18 protein-coding genes and 1 tRNA gene are annotated in these 19647 nt (G+C 67.3%); 11 read left to right on the top strand and 8 right to left on the bottom strand.

The window, feature by feature from the left end; translation table 11 throughout:
* Window positions 1–23: 23 nt before the first annotated feature.
* Window positions 24–2459 (bottom strand): UvrD-helicase domain-containing protein, encoded by a 2436-nt coding sequence (locus tag ACN5W5_RS19370; RefSeq protein ID WP_420050094.1) that lies wholly within the window; start codon window positions 2457–2459, stop codon window positions 24–26.
* Between the two features lie 248 nt (window positions 2460–2707).
* Between ACN5W5_RS19370 and ACN5W5_RS19365 the strand changes: the two genes are divergently transcribed.
* The gene (locus ACN5W5_RS19365) at window positions 2708–3685 is read left to right on the top strand and encodes a GMP reductase (protein ID WP_420050093.1); all 978 of its coding nucleotides are present in this window, start codon (window positions 2708–2710) and stop codon (window positions 3683–3685) included.
* 125 nt (window positions 3686–3810) lie between these two features.
* Here ACN5W5_RS19365 and ACN5W5_RS19360 read toward each other — a convergent pair whose 3' ends face one another.
* Window positions 3811–4695 carry an alpha/beta hydrolase gene (locus ACN5W5_RS19360; protein WP_420050092.1) on the bottom strand — a complete coding sequence of 295 codons (885 nt, stop codon included), beginning with the start codon at window positions 4693–4695 and terminating at the stop codon, window positions 3811–3813.
* Window positions 4696–4777: 82 nt separating this feature from the next.
* On the opposite strand from ACN5W5_RS19360, the gene ACN5W5_RS19355 reads away from it, so the two are divergent.
* The 6 genes from ACN5W5_RS19355 to ACN5W5_RS19330 all read left to right on the top strand — a co-directional run bounded on the left by ACN5W5_RS19355 (window position 4778) and on the right by ACN5W5_RS19330 (window position 8863).
* Window positions 4778–5482 (top strand): GntR family transcriptional regulator, encoded by a 705-nt coding sequence (locus tag ACN5W5_RS19355; RefSeq protein ID WP_420050091.1) that lies wholly within the window; start codon window positions 4778–4780, stop codon window positions 5480–5482.
* A 132-nt stretch (window positions 5483–5614) separates the two neighbouring features.
* Window positions 5615–6523, top strand: a complete 909-nt coding sequence (locus ACN5W5_RS19350; RefSeq protein ID WP_420050090.1) for an NAD(P)-dependent oxidoreductase — start codon at window positions 5615–5617, stop codon at window positions 6521–6523.
* A 108-nt stretch (window positions 6524–6631) separates the two neighbouring features.
* On the top strand, window positions 6632–7456 hold the full coding sequence (locus ACN5W5_RS19345) for a motility protein A (protein ID WP_420050089.1): 825 nt from the start codon (window positions 6632–6634) through the stop codon (window positions 7454–7456).
* Window positions 7443–8279 carry an OmpA/MotB family protein gene (locus ACN5W5_RS19340; RefSeq protein WP_420050088.1) on the top strand — a complete coding sequence of 279 codons (837 nt, stop codon included), beginning with the start codon at window positions 7443–7445 and terminating at the stop codon, window positions 8277–8279. Before ACN5W5_RS19345 ends, ACN5W5_RS19340 begins: the two co-directional genes overlap by 14 nt.
* A 49-nt stretch (window positions 8280–8328) precedes the next feature.
* Window positions 8329–8404, top strand: a tRNA-Ala gene (locus tag ACN5W5_RS19335).
* Window positions 8405–8497: 93 nt separating this feature from the next.
* A complete protein-coding gene (locus ACN5W5_RS19330) occupies window positions 8498–8863 on the top strand; it encodes a hypothetical protein (RefSeq protein WP_420050087.1) in 366 nt (121 codons plus the stop codon).
* On the opposite strand, the gene ACN5W5_RS19325 is transcribed toward ACN5W5_RS19330, so the two are convergent.
* From ACN5W5_RS19325 to ACN5W5_RS19315, 3 genes are all read right to left on the bottom strand, one after another.
* Window positions 8860–9489 carry a hypothetical protein gene (locus ACN5W5_RS19325; protein WP_420050086.1) on the bottom strand — a complete coding sequence of 210 codons (630 nt, stop codon included), beginning with the start codon at window positions 9487–9489 and terminating at the stop codon, window positions 8860–8862. The two genes, ACN5W5_RS19330 and ACN5W5_RS19325, sit on opposite strands and share 4 nt — an antisense overlap.
* A 209-nt stretch (window positions 9490–9698) precedes the next feature.
* Window positions 9699–10724, bottom strand: coding sequence for an MlaD family protein (locus ACN5W5_RS19320; protein WP_420050085.1), 1026 nt, complete (start codon window positions 10722–10724; stop codon window positions 9699–9701).
* Between the two features lie 20 nt (window positions 10725–10744).
* Window positions 10745–11551, bottom strand: coding sequence for an MlaE family ABC transporter permease (locus ACN5W5_RS19315; RefSeq protein WP_420050084.1), 807 nt, complete (start codon window positions 11549–11551; stop codon window positions 10745–10747).
* A 145-nt stretch (window positions 11552–11696) separates the two neighbouring features.
* Here ACN5W5_RS19315 and ACN5W5_RS19310 point away from each other — a divergent pair, with 145 nt between their 5' ends.
* Window positions 11697–13256 (top strand): acyl-CoA synthetase, encoded by a 1560-nt coding sequence (locus ACN5W5_RS19310; RefSeq protein WP_420050083.1) that lies wholly within the window; start codon window positions 11697–11699, stop codon window positions 13254–13256.
* 36 nt (window positions 13257–13292) lie between these two features.
* On the opposite strand, the gene ACN5W5_RS19305 is transcribed toward ACN5W5_RS19310, so the two are convergent.
* Window positions 13293–13730 carry a c-type cytochrome gene (locus tag ACN5W5_RS19305; RefSeq protein WP_420050082.1) on the bottom strand — a complete coding sequence of 146 codons (438 nt, stop codon included), beginning with the start codon at window positions 13728–13730 and terminating at the stop codon, window positions 13293–13295.
* Between the two features lie 135 nt (window positions 13731–13865).
* Window positions 13866–14957, bottom strand: coding sequence for a tRNA epoxyqueuosine(34) reductase QueG (gene queG, locus ACN5W5_RS19300; protein ID WP_420050081.1), 1092 nt, complete (start codon window positions 14955–14957; stop codon window positions 13866–13868).
* Between the two features lie 54 nt (window positions 14958–15011).
* Between queG and tsaE the strand changes: the two genes are divergently transcribed.
* Together tsaE and ACN5W5_RS19290 are read left to right on the top strand one after the other, a co-directional pair.
* The gene (gene tsaE / locus ACN5W5_RS19295; protein ID WP_420050080.1) at window positions 15012–15545 is read left to right on the top strand and encodes a tRNA (adenosine(37)-N6)-threonylcarbamoyltransferase complex ATPase subunit type 1 TsaE; all 534 of its coding nucleotides are present in this window, start codon (window positions 15012–15014) and stop codon (window positions 15543–15545) included.
* A complete protein-coding gene (locus ACN5W5_RS19290; protein WP_420050079.1) occupies window positions 15542–16960 on the top strand; it encodes an N-acetylmuramoyl-L-alanine amidase in 1419 nt (472 codons plus the stop codon). The genes tsaE and ACN5W5_RS19290 overlap by 4 nt, the downstream gene beginning before the upstream one ends.
* Here the strand turns inward: ACN5W5_RS19290 and ACN5W5_RS19285 are convergent, their stop codons facing one another.
* Window positions 16961–17623 carry a DedA family protein gene (locus tag ACN5W5_RS19285; RefSeq protein WP_420050078.1) on the bottom strand — a complete coding sequence of 221 codons (663 nt, stop codon included), beginning with the start codon at window positions 17621–17623 and terminating at the stop codon, window positions 16961–16963.
* 39 nt (window positions 17624–17662) lie between these two features.
* Here ACN5W5_RS19285 and mutL point away from each other — a divergent pair, with 39 nt between their 5' ends.
* Window positions 17663–19645: a DNA mismatch repair endonuclease MutL gene (mutL, locus tag ACN5W5_RS19280; protein ID WP_420050077.1), complete on the top strand. Its 1983-nt coding sequence runs from the start codon at window positions 17663–17665 to the stop codon at window positions 19643–19645.
* Window positions 19646–19647: the final 2 nt, after the last annotated feature.

Here is a 19647-nt window from a genome sequence, read left to right as displayed (position 1 = left end):
CCGGCCGCCTCGCGGCCCCCGATTCAATCGTCGACCGGCGTGAGCTTGGCCACACTCAGCGCCAGCCACTTCACCCCATGCCGCGTGAAGCTGACCTGGGCGCGCGCGTCGGCGCCCGCACCTTCGAGCGCCAGCACCTTGCCTTCGCCGAACTTGTTGTGGAACACCTTCATGCCGGCCTTGATGTCGGTGCCGCGGTCGGGCTCGGGGTTGCTTTTGCCCCCCAGGCCTTTCGGGTCGCTGCCCGATGCCCAGCCCGGTGACCAGGCGGGCTGCAGCACGGCGGGCGCCCCCGCACCCCGCGTGCCGTAACCCCCCCTGTTGCCCTGCCAGCCACCGCCCGCGCCAGCTGCGCTCGGGTTCCAGGCCGGCTGCTGCGGCGTGAGCCACTTCAGGCAGGCCTCGGGCAGCTCTTCAAAGAAGCGGCTTTTCATGTTGTAGCGGGTCTGGCCGTGCAGCATGCGCGTCTGCGAATGGCTGAGGTACAGGCGCTTGCGCGCGCGCGTGATCGCCACGTACATCAGGCGCCGTTCTTCTTCCAGCCCGTCGCGGTCGCTCATCGAATTCTCGTGCGGGAACAGGCCCTCTTCCATGCCGGTGATGAACACACAGTCGAACTCCAGGCCCTTGGCGGCGTGCACCGTCATGAGCTGCACCGCGTCCTGCCCGGCCTGCGCCTGGTTGTCGCCGGACTCGAGCGCCGCGTGCGTGAGGAAGGCGGCGAGCGGGCTCATGGTCTCGCCGGTCTCGGCGTCGGGCGCGAGCGGTTCGTCCAGCACCGGCAGCGCGGGGTCCAGCCCCTGGCTGGCCGGGCTCTGCGTGAGGGGCTGCCCCTGCGCATCCACCGTGCGCGCCACCGCGTCGCGGCCAAAGCCTTCGATGCCCACGAAGCTCTTCGCTGCGCTCACCAGCTCTTCCAGGTTTTCCACCCGGTCCTGCCCTTCGCGCTCGGCCCGGTAGTGCTCGATCAATCCACTGTGATCCAGCACCAGCTCGATGATCTCGGACAGCGTCATGCCCACCGAGCGCTCGCGCAACACGTCGAGCTTGGCCACAAAGCCGCCGATGGCAGCGCCCGCCCGGCCGGTCACGGCGCTCACCGCGTCGTGCAGCGAACAGCCCGAGGTGCGCGCCACGTCCTGCAACTGCTCGATGCTGCGCGCCCCGATGCCGCGCGGCGGGAAGTTCACCACGCGCAGGAAACTGGTGTCGTCGTTGGCGTTCTCCAGCAGGCGCAGGTAGGCCAGCGCGTGCTTGATTTCGGCGCGCTCGAAGAAGCGCAGGCCGCCGTACACGCGGTAGGGCATGCCGGCGTTGAACAGCGCGGTTTCCACCACGCGGCTCTGCGCGTTGCTGCGGTAGAGCACGGCCATCTCGCTCTTCGGAATGTCTTCGCGCGCGAGTTGTTTCATCTCGTCCACCATCCACTGCGCTTCGGCGAAATCGCTGGTGGCCTCGAACACGCGCACCGGTTCGCCCGCGCCCGCGTCGGTGCGCAGGTTCTTGCCCAGGCGGTTGCTGTTGTGGCTGATGAGCTGGTTGGCCGAGTCCAGGATGTTGCTCACGCTGCGGTAGTTCTGCTCCAGCTTGATCTGGTGCTTCACGCGGAACTCGCGCACGAAGTCGGCCATGTTGCCCACGCGCGCGCCGCGGAAGGCGTAGATGCTCTGGTCGTCGTCGCCCACGGCGAAGACCGCGTTGCCCGAGGGCGTGAGTCCTTCGAGCGGCGGCGTGCTGAACATCTTGATCCAGGCGTACTGCAGGCGGTTGGTGTCCTGGAACTCGTCGATCAGGATGTGTTTGAAGCGGCGCTGGTAGTGCTCGCGCACCGGGTCGTTGTCGCGCAGCACCTCGTAGCTGCGCAGCATCAGCTCGCCGAAATCGACCACGCCTTCGCGCTGGCACTGCTCTTCGTACAGTGCATACAGTTCCACCTTCTTGCGCGTCTCTTCGTCGCGCGCGACCACATCCATCGGGCGCTGACCGTCTTCCTTGCAGCCGCTGATGAAGTACTGCACCTGCTTCGGCGGATAACGCTCGTCGTCCACGTTGAACTGCTTGCACAGGCGCTTGATCGCCGAGAGCTGGTCCTGCGTGTCGAGGATCTGGAAAGTCTGCGGCAGGTTCGCCAGCTTGTGGTGCGCGCGCAGGAAGCGGTTGCACAGGCCGTGAAAAGTGCCGATCCACATGCCGCGCACGTTGATGGGCAGCATGGCCGAGAGCCGCGTCATCATCTCCTTGGCGGCCTTGTTGGTGAAGGTCACGGCCAGCACGCCGCCGGGCGTCACCTGCCCGGTCTGCAGCAGCCAGGCGATGCGGGTGGTGAGCACACGGGTCTTGCCCGAGCCGGCGCCAGCGAGGATGAGCGCGTGCTCGGCCGGCAAGGTGACGGCAGCGCCCTGTTCGGCATTGAGGCCCGCGAGCAGCGGGGAGGAGGCAACGGGTTCTTCAAACAACATGGTTCCGATTGTAGGAAGCCGGTGCCCGGTGGTGGATCTATATGGGCAACCATATGAACGTCATACCGCCACCAACCGGCCCGCGGTCTGGGCGAGCGGCGCCAGAGCGCCTAGAATCAATCACCGGGCCCAAGATTCTTGCGCCCGGTTTCTTTTTGGCCGGATGGATTCCCGCCGAACCGAAAGCCGGACCCAAGCCAAGCGCTCTCCCTGTTCATCTACAACAGTTTTCTGGAGCCTGGTTTCAAATGGAAATTTTTGACTACGACAATATTTTGTTGCTCCCGCGCAAGTGCCGCGTGGAGAGCCGCTCGGAATGCGACGCCGGCGTGGAGCTGGGTGGCCGCAAATTCCGTCTGCCGGTGGTGCCCGCCAACATGAAGACCGTGGTGGATCAGAAGATCTGCCTCTGGATGGCCCAGAGCGGCTACTTCTACGTGATGCACCGCTTCGACCTGGACAACGTGCAGTTCGTGCGCGACATGCACGCCGCCGGCGTCTACGCCTCGATCTCGCTGGGCGTGAAGGCGCCGGACCGCGCCACGGTGGACACCCTCGCCACCGAAGGCCTGGTGCCCGAGTACATCACGATCGACATCGCCCACGGCCACGCCGACAGCGTGCGCGACATGATCGGCTACATCAAGGACAAGCTGCCCACGAGCTTCGTGATCGCAGGCAACGTGGCCACGCCCGAGGCGGTGATCGACCTGGAGAACTGGGGTGCCGATGCCACCAAGGTGGGCGTGGGCCCGGGCAAGGTCTGCATCACCAAGCTCAAGACCGGTTTTGGTACTGGCGGCTGGCAGCTCTCGGCGCTCAAGTGGTGCGCGCGCGTGGCGACCAAGCCGATCATTGCCGACGGCGGCATCCGCAGCCACGGCGACATCGCCAAGAGCATCCGCTTCGGCGCGTCCATGGTCATGATCGGCTCGCTGTTCGCCGGGCACGAAGAGTCACCGGGCCAGACGGTGGAGGTCGACGGCGTGCTCTACAAGGAGTACTACGGCTCGGCCAGCGACTTCAACAAGGGCGAGTACCGGCACGTCGAAGGCAAGCGCATCCTGGAGCCGATCAAGGGCAAGCTGGCCGAGACCTTGATCGAGATGGAGCAGGACGTGCAGAGCTCCATCAGTTATTCGGGCGGCACCAAGCTGCTGGACCTGAAGAAGGTGAACTACGTGATCCTGGGCGGCGAGAACGCCGGAGAACATCTGTTCATGTAGGCCCACCCCCGCGCCGCGCCCAAGGGCGCGTCACCCCCTCAAGGGGGCGATGCGAGTGGCCCGGCGAAGCCGGTTCCACCGCATCCTGGGCTTGGGCACGCTCGCCGGAGAGGTTTGTGCCTAACCTAGACCTTCAACAGCTGCTTCGCGAGCTGGTTCAACCGGTGCCGCGGCTGCACCAGCGCTTCGAGCACGCTGAAGTGGTTCAGGCCCGGCAGGGCTTCGGCCACGGGCACCACCTGCGAACCCCAGGCCTGCTGGATCAGCTGGTTCTGGCGCAGGAACTCGCTGCTCTCGTTGCCCCCGGCCACGCTGAACAGCGCGCCCCGGCCCTCGCGCAGCGGCGGCGCGGGCAACAGGGCCGGGCTGGCCTTTTTTACCTGCGCCGGTGTCAGGCGCAAGGAGTCGGCAACAAAGGGTGTGTGGCGCAGCGGCTCCAGATCGAACACGCCTGAGACCGAAAGCGCGTTCTTCACCAGATCCGGCGGCAGATCGGCCGCCACCGCCGGCCACTGGCAGGCCAGCAGCATGGCGGCCAGGTGCCCGCCCGCAGAATGGCCCACCACGGTGATGCGCCGCCGGTCGCCGCCGTGCACAGCGATGTGGCGGTACACCCAGGCCAGCGCCTGCACCATCTGCAGGGTGATGTCGGGAATGGTCACCGCCGGGCACAGCGCGTAGTTCGGCACCACGACGCAGGCGCCCTGCTTCACGAAAGCCGGCGCCAGGAAGCTGTGGTCCGCCTTGTCCAGGCTGCGCCAGTAACCGCCGTGGATGAACACCAGCACCGGCGCCAGCGGCGCGTCCGGCTTGCGCTGCGCGGGAAAGACGTCGAGCTTTTCACCCTCACCGTGTCCGTAGGCCACATCGAGCAGCCCGCCAAGTTGTGTGCGCGCGCGCTGCGAGTCGGTTTTCCAGCGCTCGAAATGAACGCCGTGCTCGGGCACGAGGGCGCGGTTGTTGTACTGGCTGTCGAGCCAGGCGGGGTCTGGGCGGGCGGCTTTTTTCATGGTCGCGCATTGTGTCACGCAGGCGCGACGGTGACAGCAGCGGGCAATTCGTGTATTCTGAATTCAGAATTCAAAAGTAACCATGACCGCCCAGCTCCTGCAGATCGAAACCACGCCCGACCTGACCGACCAGGTCTACCGCGCCCTGCTCGACGCCATCAGCGACGGCTCGCTGCCGCCCGGTCAGCGCATCACCCAGGAAGAGCTGGCCGAACAGCTCGCGGTGTCGCGCCAGCCGGTCGTGCAGGCCTTGCGCCTGCTGAAAAAAGAGGGCTTTGTGCACGATGCGCCCATGGCCAGCGGCCCGGGTGGACGCAGCCGCGGTCTGCTGGTGGCGCCGCTGGACGCCGACTGGATCGCCCAGGTTTACGAAGTGCGCGGCGCGCTGGACGTGCTGGCCGCACGACGGGCCGCGGAACGGCGCACCCGCATCGACCCGGCCGTGCTGGAGCGCGGCCGCGAAGCCGTGCGGCGCGCCAATATCCAGGCCATGATCGACGCCGACCTGGCCTTCCACCGGGCGCTCTACCAGGCCGCCGGCAACCCGCTGATCGAACAGAGCGCACTGCTGCACTGGCACCACATCCGCCGCGCCATGGGCGTCACGCTGCAGACCTCCAGCCTGCGTGAGCCGGTGTGGGACGAACACGAAGCCATCGCCCACGCCGTCGCGGCCGGCGATGCCGTGCTGGCCGAAACCCTGATGCGCCAGCACTGCGGCCTGGCCAGCCGCAACCTGGGCCACCACATGAGCCGCACTGCACCTGCCATGGCGACAGCCACCTAGAACAACTCCATGGTTCTTTTGAACCATTTGCAGCGGTTTTCAGGCCCGTCCTGAAAACCGCTTTTTTTGTCTGTCGGCAGACCGCCAACCCCTACAATTTTTCCCTTTGCCCTTGTCAAAAACACCCGAAACATGCCTGGCTCCACACCCCACACCGACCCAGTCGTCCCGCTGTCCATTGCCGTGCTGGGCATCGGCCTGATGGGCTTCCCCATGGCGCGCCGGCTGTGCGAGGCGGGTCACCAGGTGACGGCCTGGAACCGCTCGCGGGCCAAGGCCGAACGCCTGCAGCCCTTCGGCGCCCGGGTGGCCGACACACCGGCCCAGGCCGTGACGCAAGCCGACTTCGTGATCACCCTGCTGGAAAATGGCGATGTGGTGGAAGACGTGCTGTTCCGCCAGGGTGTGGCCACCGCCCTGCGCCCGGGCACGCTGGTGGTGGACATGTCTTCCATCCTGCCGCGCCAGGCCCGTGATCACGCCGCGCGGCTGGCGGCGCTGGGTGCGATGCACCTCGACGCGCCGGTGTCGGGCGGCACGGTGGGCGCCGAGGCCGGCTCCCTGGCGATCATGGCGGGCGGCGAGGTGGCCGATTTCGAGCGCGCGGCCCCGGTGTTCGGCGCCCTGGGACGCGCCACCCATGTGGGCCCCCACGGCGCGGGCCAGCTCGCCAAACTGGCCAACCAGATGATCGTCGGCATCACCATCGGCGCGGTGGCCGAGGCGCTGCTGCTGTGCGAGAAGGGCGGCGCCGACATGGCCAAGGTGCGCCAGGCGATCAGCGGCGGTTTTGCCGACAGCCGCATCCTGCAGGTGCATGGTCAGCGCATGGTCGAGCGCGACTTCGCCAAGCGCGCGGCCATCACCGTGCAGCTCAAGGACATGCGCAACGCCCTGTCCACCGCCAGCGAGCTGGGCTTTGATGCGCCGATCACCGGCCTCTTCGAACAGCTCTTCGCCCAGGCCGCCGACCACGGCCTGGCGGACCAGGACCATGCCGCCCTGTTCGTTGAACTCGCGCAGCGCAACGGCATGACCTGAGGGGCTGAGCGTCTGAAACAAACAGCGGGGTTTTGCCCCCGCTTATGTGGCGTTTGGCCAGGACGGCCACGGGAACAATCGGGAGACAACCACCCAGCGAGTCCCAGCTTGAACCCGTCCACCCTCATCGGCATGATCGCCAGCGTGCTGCTCATGGCCGTCATCGTGCTGTTTGCCGCTGACAACCCCTGGGTGTTCATCGACGGTCCGAGCATCGCCATCGTGCTGGGCGGCACGCTGGCCGCCACCTTTCTGAGCTATCCGCTGCGCGAGGTGCTGCGGGTGTTCCACCTGGTCGGCCAGGTGATGCGCCAGGAACGGCTCGATACCCGTGGTGACATCGAAGAACTCGTGGCCATCTCGCGCCTCTGGATCCAGGGCGACCTGGCCGCCGTCGAGCGGGCGCTGCTGAAGGTCAACAACCCCTTCCTGCGCACCGGCGTGCAGCTCATCATCGACCGCACGCCGGAAGACGAGATCGTGGACATGCTGCAGTGGCGCATTGCGCGCCTGCGCTCGCGCGAAACCGCCGAGGCCCAGCTCTTCCGCGTCATGGCCGGCTACGCGCCCGCCTTCGGCATGCTCGGCACCCTGCTCGGCCTGGTGAACCTGATGGACCTGCTGGGCGACGGCAACATGGGCGTCATCGGCAGCCAGCTCGCCATTGCGCTGATCACCACCTTCTACGGCGTGCTGCTCGCCAACCTGCTGTTCAAACCCATCGCCGTCAAGCTGGAGCGCCGCACCGAACAGCGCCTGGTGCTCATGAACATGGTGCTGGAAGGGATTTCCATGATGTGCGCCGGCCGCAGTCCGTCCATGATGCGGGAGACCCTCAAGGCCTTTGTCGCCCAGTACGACGACGAAATCTACGACGGCGGCGGTCCCAAAGGGCCCACCACAGGAGCAAGGACACCCCATGTCAAGCGGTGAATCGTCCCAGTTCATGACCGTCGGCGAACTGCCCCGCATGACCTTGCCCGAGAGCCCTCCGGTCCTCACCCGCAAGCCCAGGGCATCCGGTCGCGGCTACAGCCGCTGGCACCTGGAGCCGAAGGTCGAAACCGAAGAAGAAGGTTGGTTGCTGACCTACCTTGACGTCATCACGCTCATGCTGGTCATGATGGTGGTGATGCTCTCCTTTGCCGGACCGCCCGGCGGCACCAAAGCCCCGGACAGGCAGGTGGCCAACAGCCCGACGGCAGAACCCGCCCAAGCCGCAGCCGGCAACACCATCGTGCCGCCGGTACCGCTGCCCATCCCCCTGCCCCATTCCAGCAACCCGACCGGCAATGGCAGCGGCCAGCCCGAGAACCCGGTGGCCAAGCTGAAGCTCGACACCCTGGGCAGCAACATCCAGGTGGTGAACATCGACGACGTGATCCGTTTTCGCATCAGCAGCGAACTGCTGTTTGCCTCGGCCTCTGCCGTGCTGAACCCGGCCGCGCGCCCGGTGCTCGACGAACTCGCGGCCGTGTTCAAGGCCCAGCCCGACATGCGGCTGGTGGTCGAAGGCCACACCGACAGCACCCCCATCAGCTCCGAGCGTTTCCCCTCGAACTGGGAACTCTCCAGCGCACGGGCCGCCGCCGTCGCGCGTTACCTGAGCGAACAAGGCGTGGCACCGCAACGCCTGCAGGCCAGTGGCTACGCCGACACACGCCCGATGGCCGCCCCGTGGAACCCGGTCGACCGCGCCGTCAACCGCCGCGTTGAACTCACCATGGAAACCCCCAAGGCGCAGTCCCCCACGTGAACACGTGGATCAGCGGGGCGCACGGCACTTTGATAACATCTGCCCAAGTGGGGACGTAGCTCAGCTGGGAGAGCGTCGCGTTCGCAATGCGAAGGTCGGGAGTTCGATCCTCCTCGTCTCCACCATCAGCGCCACCGGGCGCTGTTCTTCAAACTCACCGGTGCCGGCAGGCGGCACCGCCCTGTGGGTTTCCCTCCGACCGATCACCCCACACGCTCATGACCCGCAAGGCCGGCACCCCCGTACCCGAACACTGGCGCTGCGACGCCGGCAGCGCATCGGTGGCGGTGCTCCACATTCCGGGCGCACTGGACCGGCGCAGGACCTTTGACATCGACGTGGCGCTCATCGTGAACGTGCCCGCCGAAGGCAACGAACCCTGGCACGAGCTCGCGGTGGAACTCGACGGCCGGCAGCAATGGCGCCGCCGCATTCCCAGCCACAGCCCCGGCCAGACCGACGGACTGGACTACCACCACCGGATCGAGCTGGAAACCGGCCGCGCGCTGCGCATCCGCGCGACCGCAGGCGTCGGCGGCTCGCGCGTGCAGCAACTCTGCATCGAGGCCCGGGAAGAAATCTAGCGGGCGGCTTTGCCCAGCACCACGTCGATGCGCCGCTGGATGCGCGCCACCTCGTCGGTTGCGCCCGCGGTCTGTGCGCGCTGCAACTGCACCTGAAGCCAGGCCAGCAGCGGACGGCGCCAGCCGCGTGCGGACGCAGTGTCAACGGCCTGCGTGATCGTGCCGGGCGTGGCCAGACCGCGCCTGAACAGCACGCCAGCGGCCACCAGACGGGACATCGGGTCGGCGATGCCGGCGAGCGCCGCGTCGGGCGCAGCCGTCGCGCCCACCAGACCCCGGTGGGCCTCAGGCAACAGCGGTGCATCGGCCGCCTGCGCAGCGCCCTTCAGATAACGCGCATAAGCCTGCTCGGCTGGAGCAGCGTCACTCGCAAGCGCTTCAAACGCGCTGCAGGGCTCAAAGTCGAGCGCCGCCGCCCGCGCGGCACAACGCAGCAACTCGACGCGCGCCAGCAGGTCCGGCCGTGCCGTGCGCGACACCTCGGCGCGCGCCCGCGCAAACTCCGCCGCCTCCACCCGGCTGTCACCACTGAGCCAGGCCTCCGCCGCCCGGTCCGCACTGCCCTTGGCATTCATCTGCCAGTCGGGCGCGGGCGGGTTGTTGCCGCAAGCGGCCAACGCCAACACCGAGACAGCTACGAAACAGCGAGCGATTCTTCTCAATTGACCCACAGCGAACAATCCGACCGGAGCGAAGTGACTTAGCCCAGAAACACCGCGGAACTGGCTTTGCCAGGCCGCAGGTGTTGCCCCCTTGAGGGGGGATGCGGCTGAGCGGATTGCCGCTTGAGGCGGCAATCCGGGGCGCAGCGAGCAAGCAACGGGGGTGTCTCGTGTCATGGCAGCTTGATCTCCGTCTCACGCGCAAACGGCCACTTGCGGTTCAGGTCGTTGATCAGCGCGTCCACCTTGCGCAGGCTCGCGTCCACATCACTTCGCAGCGCGCCCAGATCGGCGGTCGCTTCGCGCGTGTTGCTGGCGATGCCTTGTGCATCCACCAGCAAGGTGTCCAGCTTGGTCAGGCTACCGCGGGCTTCGCCGAGCAGGCCGTTGAGCTGCTGCACGGTGGTGCGGGCGTCGCCCACCAAGCCTCCACCAGTGGCGTTGCCAGACCCGCCCGGGTCCTGCCCGAACACCTGCCGGTCGGCATTGATCACCAGAGAATCCAGCCGCTTGACCAGGCCATCGGTGCGCGCCAGCACGGCGTTGGCGTTGCCCAGTGTCTTCGCCAGCTGCTTCGCATCGTCGTCGTTGCCCAGCAGCAGGCCCATCGCCCCCTGCGGCCCCTTGAGGCGATCGGTGGCCAACTGGATGTTGGCCAGCGACTGCTGCAGCGGCGCGTCCTCCTTGGTCATGTTGTTGAGGTTGTCGAGCAGGTCGCGCACCTGAGTGACCAGCTTGGGGATCTCGGCCGCTGCGTCGCCGCGCAAGACCTGCCGCACCGCGCCGTCTTCCAGCGGCGGGTCGCTCAGCACGCCGCTGTAGGCGCGGATCTTCGTACCACCCACCAGCGCCTTTTCCATCGTGAAGATGCTGGAGCTGCGCAGCCACTTGGCGTCCTTGGTGGGCACGTCCACCAGGATGCGCACATTGCCGTCCTCGGCCAGTTCCAGCTGCGCCACCTTGCCGATGGCAAAACCCGCGAAGGTCATGTCCATGCCGGCGACCACACCTTCGGAGTCGTCGGACATCAGCACCAGGCGCTGCGTGCGCTCGAAGGCGCCGCGCGCGTACATCACGTACAGCGCCGAGCCCACGATCAGTGTCAGCAACAGCAGCAGCAGGAGCGCAGCCTTGACCTCCAGGTTGTTCACCGGGGGCACGGGGTCGGGCACGGGGCCCTGGGGGTTCGTTGGGTTCATGGATGGTGTGCGCGGTGGATTCAATAGTAGTTGCCCATGAGGGACACCACTTCCAGCAGAAGAATCACCGACAGCAGACGGGCAAATTCGGTGATGTCGCTGCGCCGCGCGTAGCCGCCGCCGGCGTCGGGCTGGGCGCTCGCGGCCATGGGCACGAAGGCCACCGCCAGGCTGAAGAACAGCGTCTTGAGGCCAAAGATCAGCGAGACCGCGGGTGAAAACACACTGCCCACACTGCGGTTGTAGTCGGCCAGCGCCCAGGGCGAAAAGCCGTACACGTTCAGGTAGGTCAGCACCAGCGCAATGAAGCAGCTCAGCGCGGCCAGCAGCAGCACCGAGAACACACCGGCCAGCGCGCGCGGCAGCATGTCCAGTCGCAGCAGCTGCTGGCGCGGGCGGCGCAGACCGCGGCGGTGCTCGTCGCTCAGCAAGCGGCGGATGCGCTGCGACTCGGGCATGGTGTAACGCACGGCCACGAAGAGCGCTGCGTACAGCGGAATGAGTTCCAGCACCAGGGTGCGCACCAGCACCTCCAGCGCGTATTGCGAGAGACCGTAGCTCAGCGCCGTGGCCACCACGATGCGGATCAGCACCAGGCTCACCAGCGCCGACAGCACCAGGAACCAGGTCAGCAACGGCGCGCTGGCGCGGTACAGGTGCGCCATGATCGCGTGGCGCTCCTCGGGATCGTCGTAGCTGGAGGGCGACAGCGCCAGCACCACGATCTCGGCGCCGATCAGCAGCACCTGCCACCAGGCGCCCCAGGCGCCCAGCACCCCCCGCCCCCATCGCAGCAGCGTGTTGTGCATCGAAGCAAGCAGGTTCATGCGCCGGATCATAGCGGCGCGACGCGAAGGTGACAGCACCAGCCCGGAAGCTGGTGAAAACGCCCATGGCCGCGCACGCGGTTTGTGGATTCAATGCCCCCATCATGCCCCGCAACCGCGGGCGCTGCCGTAACAGGAGGCCTCCGTGACCCATTCCATTTCTCCCGCCGTGCGCCGCCAGACCATCGCCGACGCCCTGCACCGCACGGCTGTTCGCCTGCCCGCCAAGACCGCCATCGTCTGCGGCGACACGCAATGGACCTACGCCGAATTCGACGCACTCGTGTCGCGGCTGGCCGCCGGCCTGCACCGCATCGGCGTCGGCGAAGGCGACAAGGTGGCCGTGCTGGCGCGCAATTCGCACGGCTTCGCGGCGCTGCGCTTTGCGCTGGCGCGCCGCGGCGCGGTGCTGGTGCCGATCAACTTCATGCTCAAGGCCGACGAGGTCGCCTACATCCTGCGCCACGCGGGTGCCCACACGCTCGCCACCGACAGCGGCCTCGCCGGGCTGGCGCGCGAGGCTTCGGCGCTGGAAACGCAGGTCCAGCGGTTCATCTGGCTGCCCAGTGAAGACCCGAGCGAGCCCGCGCCCGGCATGCACCTGTTCGACGAACTCGCCGCCTGCACCGATGCCCTGCCCGCCGTGGCGCTGGGCAGCTTCGATCTGGCGCAGATCGTCTACACCAGCGGCACCGAATCCACCCCCAAGGGCGCCATGCTCACGCACGACGCGGTGTTGTGGCAGTACGTGAGCTGCGTCATCAACGCCGAGATCGCCGAGGCCGACCGCACCCTGCACGCCCTGCCGCTGTACCACTGCGCCCAGCTCGACGTGTTCTTCGGCCCGGCCATCTACATCGGCAGCAGCAACGTCATCACCGGCAAGCCCACGCCCGACAACCTGCTCGCACTGATCGAACGGCACCAGATCACCAGCTTCTTCGCCCCGCCCACGGTGTGGATCGCGCTGCTGCGTTCGCCGCTGTTCGACGCCAACAAGCTGGGCAGCCTGGCCAAGGGCTACTACGGCGCGTCCATCATGCCGGTGGAGGTGCTGAAGGAACTGGCGACGCGCCTGCCCAATGTGCGACTCTGGAACCTCTACGGCCAGACCGAGATCGCGCCGCTGGCCACCATGCTTGGCCCGGACGACCAGCTGCGCAAACCCGGCTCCTGCGGCAAGGCCGTGCTCAACGTGGAGACCCGCGTGGTCAACGACGACATGCAGGACGTGGCCGTGGGCGAGGTCGGTGAAATCGTGCACCGCTCGCCGCATTTGATGCTGGGCTACTTCAACGACCCCGAGCGCACGGCGGCCAGCTTCGACGGTGACTGGTTCCACAGCGGCGACCTGGCCATCATCGACAGCGAAGGCTTCATCACCGTGGTGGACCGCAAGAAGGACATGATCAAGACCGGCGGCGAAAACGTGGCCAGCCGCGAGGTGGAAGAAATGATCTACCGCCTGCCCGCGGTGAGCGAGGTGGCCGTGATCGGCCTGCCCGACCCGAAATGGGTGGAAGCTGTGACCGCTGTGATCGTGGTCAAGGCCGGGCAGACGCTGACCGAAGACGAGGTGCTGGCGCACTGCAGCCAGCACATGGCGCACTTCAAATGTCCGAAACGCGTGGTGTTCACCGACAGCCTGCCCAAGAACCCGAGCGGGAAGCTGCTGAAGCGGGAGCTTCGGCGGCAACACGCGTAAAGGCCAGGCACGCGCGAGCGCACCCGGCACGCTCGCCTATTTCCGCTGCATGCGCTCCAGATGGTCGATCAGGTCGTCGATACGCCGCTGTGCGGCCCGCTCGGCCTGCTCCTCGGTACCGCCCACTTTCTTCACCCGATCAGAGTAAATACGGCCCCAGGCGGGCATTTCGCGCGTCCCGTGCAAGCCGATGTCCGCGGTGCCGCGCCCGTCGATCATCGCGGCCACCCGGTCCTTCGGAAACACTCCGCCGTTGCGCTGGGCCAGCCGCGTCAGGTCGCTCGGCCGGGCCACCAGGTAGGGCGCCAACGGGCCGTCACCGCGCCCAGCCACACCGTGGCAGCTGGCGCAGCTGTTCTCGAAGTCCCAGCGGCCAGGATCTCCCGGGCGCTGCGTCGTGGCCTGTGCGTGTGCCGCCCCCGCCAGCCACACAACACCACCCGCCACCAGCCACTTCCATGCCAACGTGCCCATGCTGCTTTCCTTTGTATTGAAATCTGTTGCGAACGGGAGACACAGTACCACCCCGGTCTGAAGTGATCCGCCCGGGACATCCTGAGAATGTTGGTTTCGCGCTCAGGACCCGGTTGTGCCTTCCCGAAATCCGTTCTACCGCCCACCCCGTTCCAGCGCCCAGGCCACGTGCTCGCGCACGAGCGCACTGGGCTCTGCACTGCGGGAGGCCAGGGCCTGGCGCAGGGCATCCCCCTCTTTGCCCACCTCCTTCGACAACGCATTCCCCATCGCCACCGCGATGTTGCGCAGCCAGCGCTCGTGCCCGATGCGGCGGATCGGGCTGCCCTCGGTGCGGCGCAGGAATTCGTCTTCTGACCAGGCAAACAACTCGACCAGCGTCGCGCCCGCGAGGCCTTCGCGCGGGTCGAAGTCGGGCAAGGGGCTGCGCTGCGCGAACTTGTTCCAGGGGCACACCAGCTGGCAGTCGTCGCAGCCGTAGATGCGGTTGCCGATCAGCGGGCGCAGGTCTTCGGGAATGGGGCCGGCGTGTTCGATGGTGAGGTAGCTGATGCAGCGGCGTGCGTCCAGCCGTTGCGGGCCGAGGATGGCCTGGGTCGGGCAGATGTCGATGCATGCCGTGCAGGCACCGCAATGCTCGCTCACCGGCTCGCTGACGGGCAGGGCGAGGTCCACGTAGATCTCGCCCAGGAAGAACATCGAGCCGCCTTCGCGGTTGAGCACCAGTGTGTGTTTGCCGCGCCAGCCCTGGCCGCTGCGGCTGGCGAGTTCGGCCTCAAGCACGGGCGCGGAGTCGGTGAACACGCGATGGCCCAGCGGGCCCACTTCGGCTGCGATGCGTTCGGCCAGTTTCTGCAAGCGGCTGCGCAAGACCTTGTGGTAGTCGCGGCCCCGGGCGTAGAGCGAGACCACGGCCTCGCCCGGCCGCGCCAACCGGCCGAACTCGATCGCCTGCCAGCCTTCGGGCGTGTCGCGCGGCAGGTAGTCCATGCGCGCGGTGATCACGCTCACGGTGCCCGGCACCAGCTCGGCCGGGCGCGCGCGCCTGAGGCCGTGGCTGGCCATGTAGCCCATGTCACCGTGAAATCCGGCCTGCAACCAGGCGTTCAAACCCGGTTCGGCCGCAGAAAGATCCACCCCGGTCACGCCGATTTGTGAAAATGCAAGCTCTTGGCCCCAGGCCTGAATCTGTGAGACGAGTTGAGCAGCAACAAAACCGGTTTTCATGTTCCGCCCATTGTAGAAACGGGTTCGGGAACGCCGCACGTCTCGCCAGCGGAGATGGGTGGGGCTGTGCCCGTGCTGCAGCTTCACTGGGACAGCGAAGAAGACACATTGGCTTTTGCCAGCCGCCTGGCCACCTGCCCGGCCCTGGCCCACGCCACGATCACGCTGCACGGCGACCTGGGCGCGGGCAAGACCACCTTCGTGCGCCACCTGCTGCGTGCCCTGGGTGTGAGCGGGCGCATCAAGAGCCCGACCTATGCGGTGGTCGAACCGCACAGCAGCATCGACTGCCCTTTCATGCCCGACGACGAAGTCCTGCACATCTGGCATTTCGATTTTTACCGTTTCACCGACCCGCGAGAATGGGAAGATGCGGGTTTTCGCGAACTTTTTGCCAGCCCCGGCCTCAAGCTGGTGGAGTGGCCCGAGCGTGCGGCCGACACCCTGTCCACCGTGGACGCTGACATCCAGATCGAGCCCGACGCCATGAACCCCGCATTCAGCGACGAAGCCGACAGCGCACGCCGCGTTCGTTTCACCGCCTACACCCCCACTGGCCGGCACCTGCTGGAAACACTGAAGGCATGACACAGAGCAAAAACGGCCCGAACCGCCGCGCCCTGCTGCAGGCCGGCTCGCTGGTGCTGCTGCTGGGCACGCAGCAGATCGCGCGAGGCGCCAGCGTGGTGGCGGTGCGCATCTGGCCCGCACAGGACTACACGCGCGTGACCATCGAGTCCGATGGCGAACTCAAGGCGCGCCAGACCACTGTGAACGTTCCTCCACGCCTGACGCTGGACATCGAGGGCATCGACCTCGTGAACGGCATGCGCGAGCTGGTGGGCAAGCTCAAGCCGGACGACCCCAACATCGCGGGCATCCGCGTCGAGCAGCGCAAGGGCAAGCTGGTGCAATTGCACATCGATCTCAAGCAAGCCATCCAGCCCCAGGTGTTCAATTTGCAGCCGGTGGCGGCCTACCAGCACCGCCTGGTGTTCGACCTGTACCCGGTCCACGCGCCCGACCCGCTCGAAGAACTGATTGCCCAGCGCATGAAGGAGCTGGACGAAGCCAGCGCACGCGCCGCGCGCCTGCTGGGGATCGAAACCGATGCGCTGGACAGCCCGGCCGGCACCGATGATCCCCTGGGCGAGCTGCTCGCGCGCAACGGCCATGTGCCGCTGGACAAGCCAGCAACCGCCACGTCCAACATCCCCCCGACCACCACCGGGAAAGCGCCCGCAAAGGCCGCTCCGCGGCCAGCCCTCGGGAGCATCACCGACCGCCTGATCATCGTCGCGCTCGACCCCGGCCACGGGGGCGAAGACCCCGGTGCCATCGGCCCCGGTGGGACCAAGGAAAAGGACGTGGTACTCAAGGTGGCCCATCGCCTGCGCGACCGCATCAACGCCACCCGTGTCAACGGCAACCCCATGCGCGCCTACCTCACGCGCGACGCCGACTTCTTCGTGCCCCTGGGCACGCGGGTGAAAAAGGCGCAGCGCGTCAAGGCCGACCTGTTCATCAGCCTGCACGCCGACGCCTTCATGACACCCCAGCCCCAGGGCGCCAGCGTGTTCGCGCTCAGCACCAAGGGCGCAAGCAGCGCCGCGGCGCGCTGGATGGCGAACAAGGAAAACGCGGCCGATCTGGTGGGCGGCATCAACGTCAAGGCCAAAGACGCCACCCTGCAGCGCGCCCTGCTCGACATGAGCACGACTGCCCAGATCAAGGACAGCCTCAAGCTCGGCAGCGCGATGCTGGGCGAAGTGAAACGTGTGGGCAAGCTGCACAAACCGCGCGTGGAGCAGGCGGGATTTGCCGTGCTCAAGGCGCCCGACATCCCGAGCGTGCTGGTCGAAACCGCCTTCATCAGCAACCCGGACGAAGAGCGGCGACTCAACAGCGATAAATACCAGACCGACCTGGCCGAGGCCCTGCTCAAGGGCATCGTCAAATACTTCAGCGCCAACCCGCCGCTGGCGCGGTCGCGGCAGTTCTGATCAGGGCGCCGCAGCGGCCCGCGCTTTTTCGGCCCGCGCTGCCCGCCAGCCGCCGAAGATCGCGATCAGCCCCGGCACGAAGATCAGCGCCCAGATGATCTTGGACAGGTTGGCCTGCACCCAGGGCAGGTTGCCAAAGAAGTAGCCGGCGGCGGTCAGGCCGATCACCCAGACCACCGCGCCCACCACGTTGTAGGCGGTGAACTTGCTGCGCGTCATCTCGGCCACGCCCGCCACAAAAGGCGCGAAGGTGCGGATGAAGGGCATGAAGCGCGCCAGGATGATGGTCACGCCGCCATAGCGCTCGTAGAAGTTGTGCGCCTGGTTGAAGGCGTTCTTGTTGAAGAAGCGCGAGTTCTCCCACTGGAACACCTTGGGACCGAAATAGCGCCCGATGCTGTAGTTGGTCTGGTCACCCAGGATGGCCGCCAACAACATCAGGCCGGCCGCCAACGGCCAGTCCATCACCCCGGCGCCGCACAGCGCGCCGACGATGAACAGCAGCGAGTCGCCCGGCAGGAAAGGCATGACCACCAGGCCGGTTTCCACAAAGATGATGGCAAACAGCAGCGCGTACACCCAGGCGCCGTAGGTTTGCACGAAGACCTGCAGGTGTTTGTCCACATGCAGCACGAAGTCGATCAGGGTCAGAACAATTTCCATGGGGATGGATTATCCAGTCCCGACGCCTACAATTTCCGAGTGAACGCATCCATCTCCCTCCCGACCCGCCGCCCGATCCTCGAACTCCCCGACGAACTGATCAGCCAGATCGCGGCCGGCGAGGTGGTCGAACGGCCCGCCTCGGTGGTGCGCGAACTGGTGGACAACGCGCTGGACGCCGGCGCCACCCAGGTCACCGTGCGCCTGCAGGCCGGTGGCGTGCGGCTCATCAGCGTGGAAGACAACGGCTGGGGCATCCACCGCACCGAGCTGCCCACCGCGCTCAAGCGCCACGCCACCAGCAAGATCGCCAGCCTGGGCGACCTGGAATCGGTGCACACCATGGGCTTCCGTGGCGAGGCGCTGGCCGCCATCTGCTCGATCGCCGAGGTCTCGGTGCTCACGCGCACGGACAGCGGCGACGAACCGCACGGCTGGCTGCTCGACGGCCGCAGCGGCGAGCTGCAGCCCACCGCGCGCGGCCCGGGCACCACGGTCGAGGTGCGTGAACTGTTTTTCGCCACGCCGGCGCGGCGCAAGTTCCTGAAAACCGACGCCACCGAACTCGCCCACTGCATCGAAGCCGTGCGCCGCCATGCGCTGGCGCGGCCCGAGGTGGGCTTTGCGATCTGGCACGACGGCAAGCTGGTGGCGCAGTGGCGCGCCGTGGCGGCCGACCTCGCCGGTAGCGGGCTGCTGGACGCGCTTCGCCAGCGCCTGGCCGACGTGCTGGGCGAAGACTTCATTCAGCAGGCGGTGGCGGTCAACTGGCCGGCCGACGCCGTGCCGGGCGAAATGGCCCTGGCCGATGGCGTGCAGCGCCTGCGCGTCTGGGGTTTTGCCGGCGTGCCCGACGCGGCGCGCTCGCGCAGCGACTGGCAATACGCCTACGTGAACGGCCGCTTCGTGCGCGACAAGGTGATCGGCCACGCCGCGCGCAGCGCCTATGAGGACGTGCTGCACGGCCACCGCCAGCCGGTCTACGCGCTCTACGTGAGCCTGGACCCGACGCGGGTGGACGTGAACGTGCACCCGACCAAGATCGAGGTGCGTTTCCGCGACAGCCGCGAGGTGCACCAGGCCGTGCGCCACGCGGTGGACGCTGCGCTGGCCGTGCCGCGTTCGGCTGCCGCTGCCAGCGCGCAAGCTGCGTTGCCGCATGGCGAAGCCGGCGCGAGCCCGTCCCCTTCGGCAGGCGCGTGGACGCCACCCGAGCGCCTGCCCTCCACGCTGGGGGGGGCGCAGAATGCGCTGCCGTTCCAGCGCCACGCGCCACCCGACGCCATCGGCCAGCGGGTGAGCGACCTCGGGGCTTTGTGGGGCAACAGCGCCCAGGGCGCCGCTCCCGGGTTCGATGCGACGAGCACGTCGACCCGCATGTTGCAGGCAGACGGAATACGCAGCGAGCCGGCCGAAATCCCTCAACTGCCCGATGGCGACTGGCCGCTCGGTCGCGCCATCGCGCAGCTGCAAGGCATCTACATCCTGGCCGAAAACGCCCAGGGCCTGGTGGTGGTGGACATGCACGCTGCGCACGAGCGCATCGTCTACGAACGCCTCAAGCAGCAGATGGACAACGAGCAACTGGCCAGCCAGCCGCTGCTGATCCCGGCCACCTTCGCCGCCACGCCCACCGAAGTGGCGACCGCCGAAGACAGCGGCGTGGTGCTGGCCATGCTGGGTCTGGAGGTGGTGCCGTTTTCACCCAGGACGCTGGCGGTGCGCGCCGTGCCGACCACGCTGGCACAAGGCGACCCGGTGGAGCTGGCGCGCAGCGTGCTCGCCGAGCTGGGCCAGCACGACGCCAGCACCGTGGTGCAACGCGCCCGCAACGAGTTGCTGGCCACCATGGCCTGCCACGGCGCGGTGCGCGCCAACCGACGCCTGACGCTGGACGAGATGAACGCGCTGCTGCGCCAGATGGAAGTGACCGAGCGTTCCGACCAGTGCAACCACGGCCGCCCGACCTGGCGCCAGGTCAGCATGCGCGAGCTGGACGCGCTGTTCCTGCGCGGACGCTGAAC

Origin of the sequence: Hydrogenophaga sp. ZJX-1, assembly GCF_048590325.1 — a bacterium.
GTDB lineage: Bacteria > Pseudomonadota > Gammaproteobacteria > Burkholderiales > Burkholderiaceae_C > Hydrogenophaga.
Note: the sequence above shows the minus strand (reverse complement) of the source record. Positions and strands in the feature narration are given on the sequence as shown.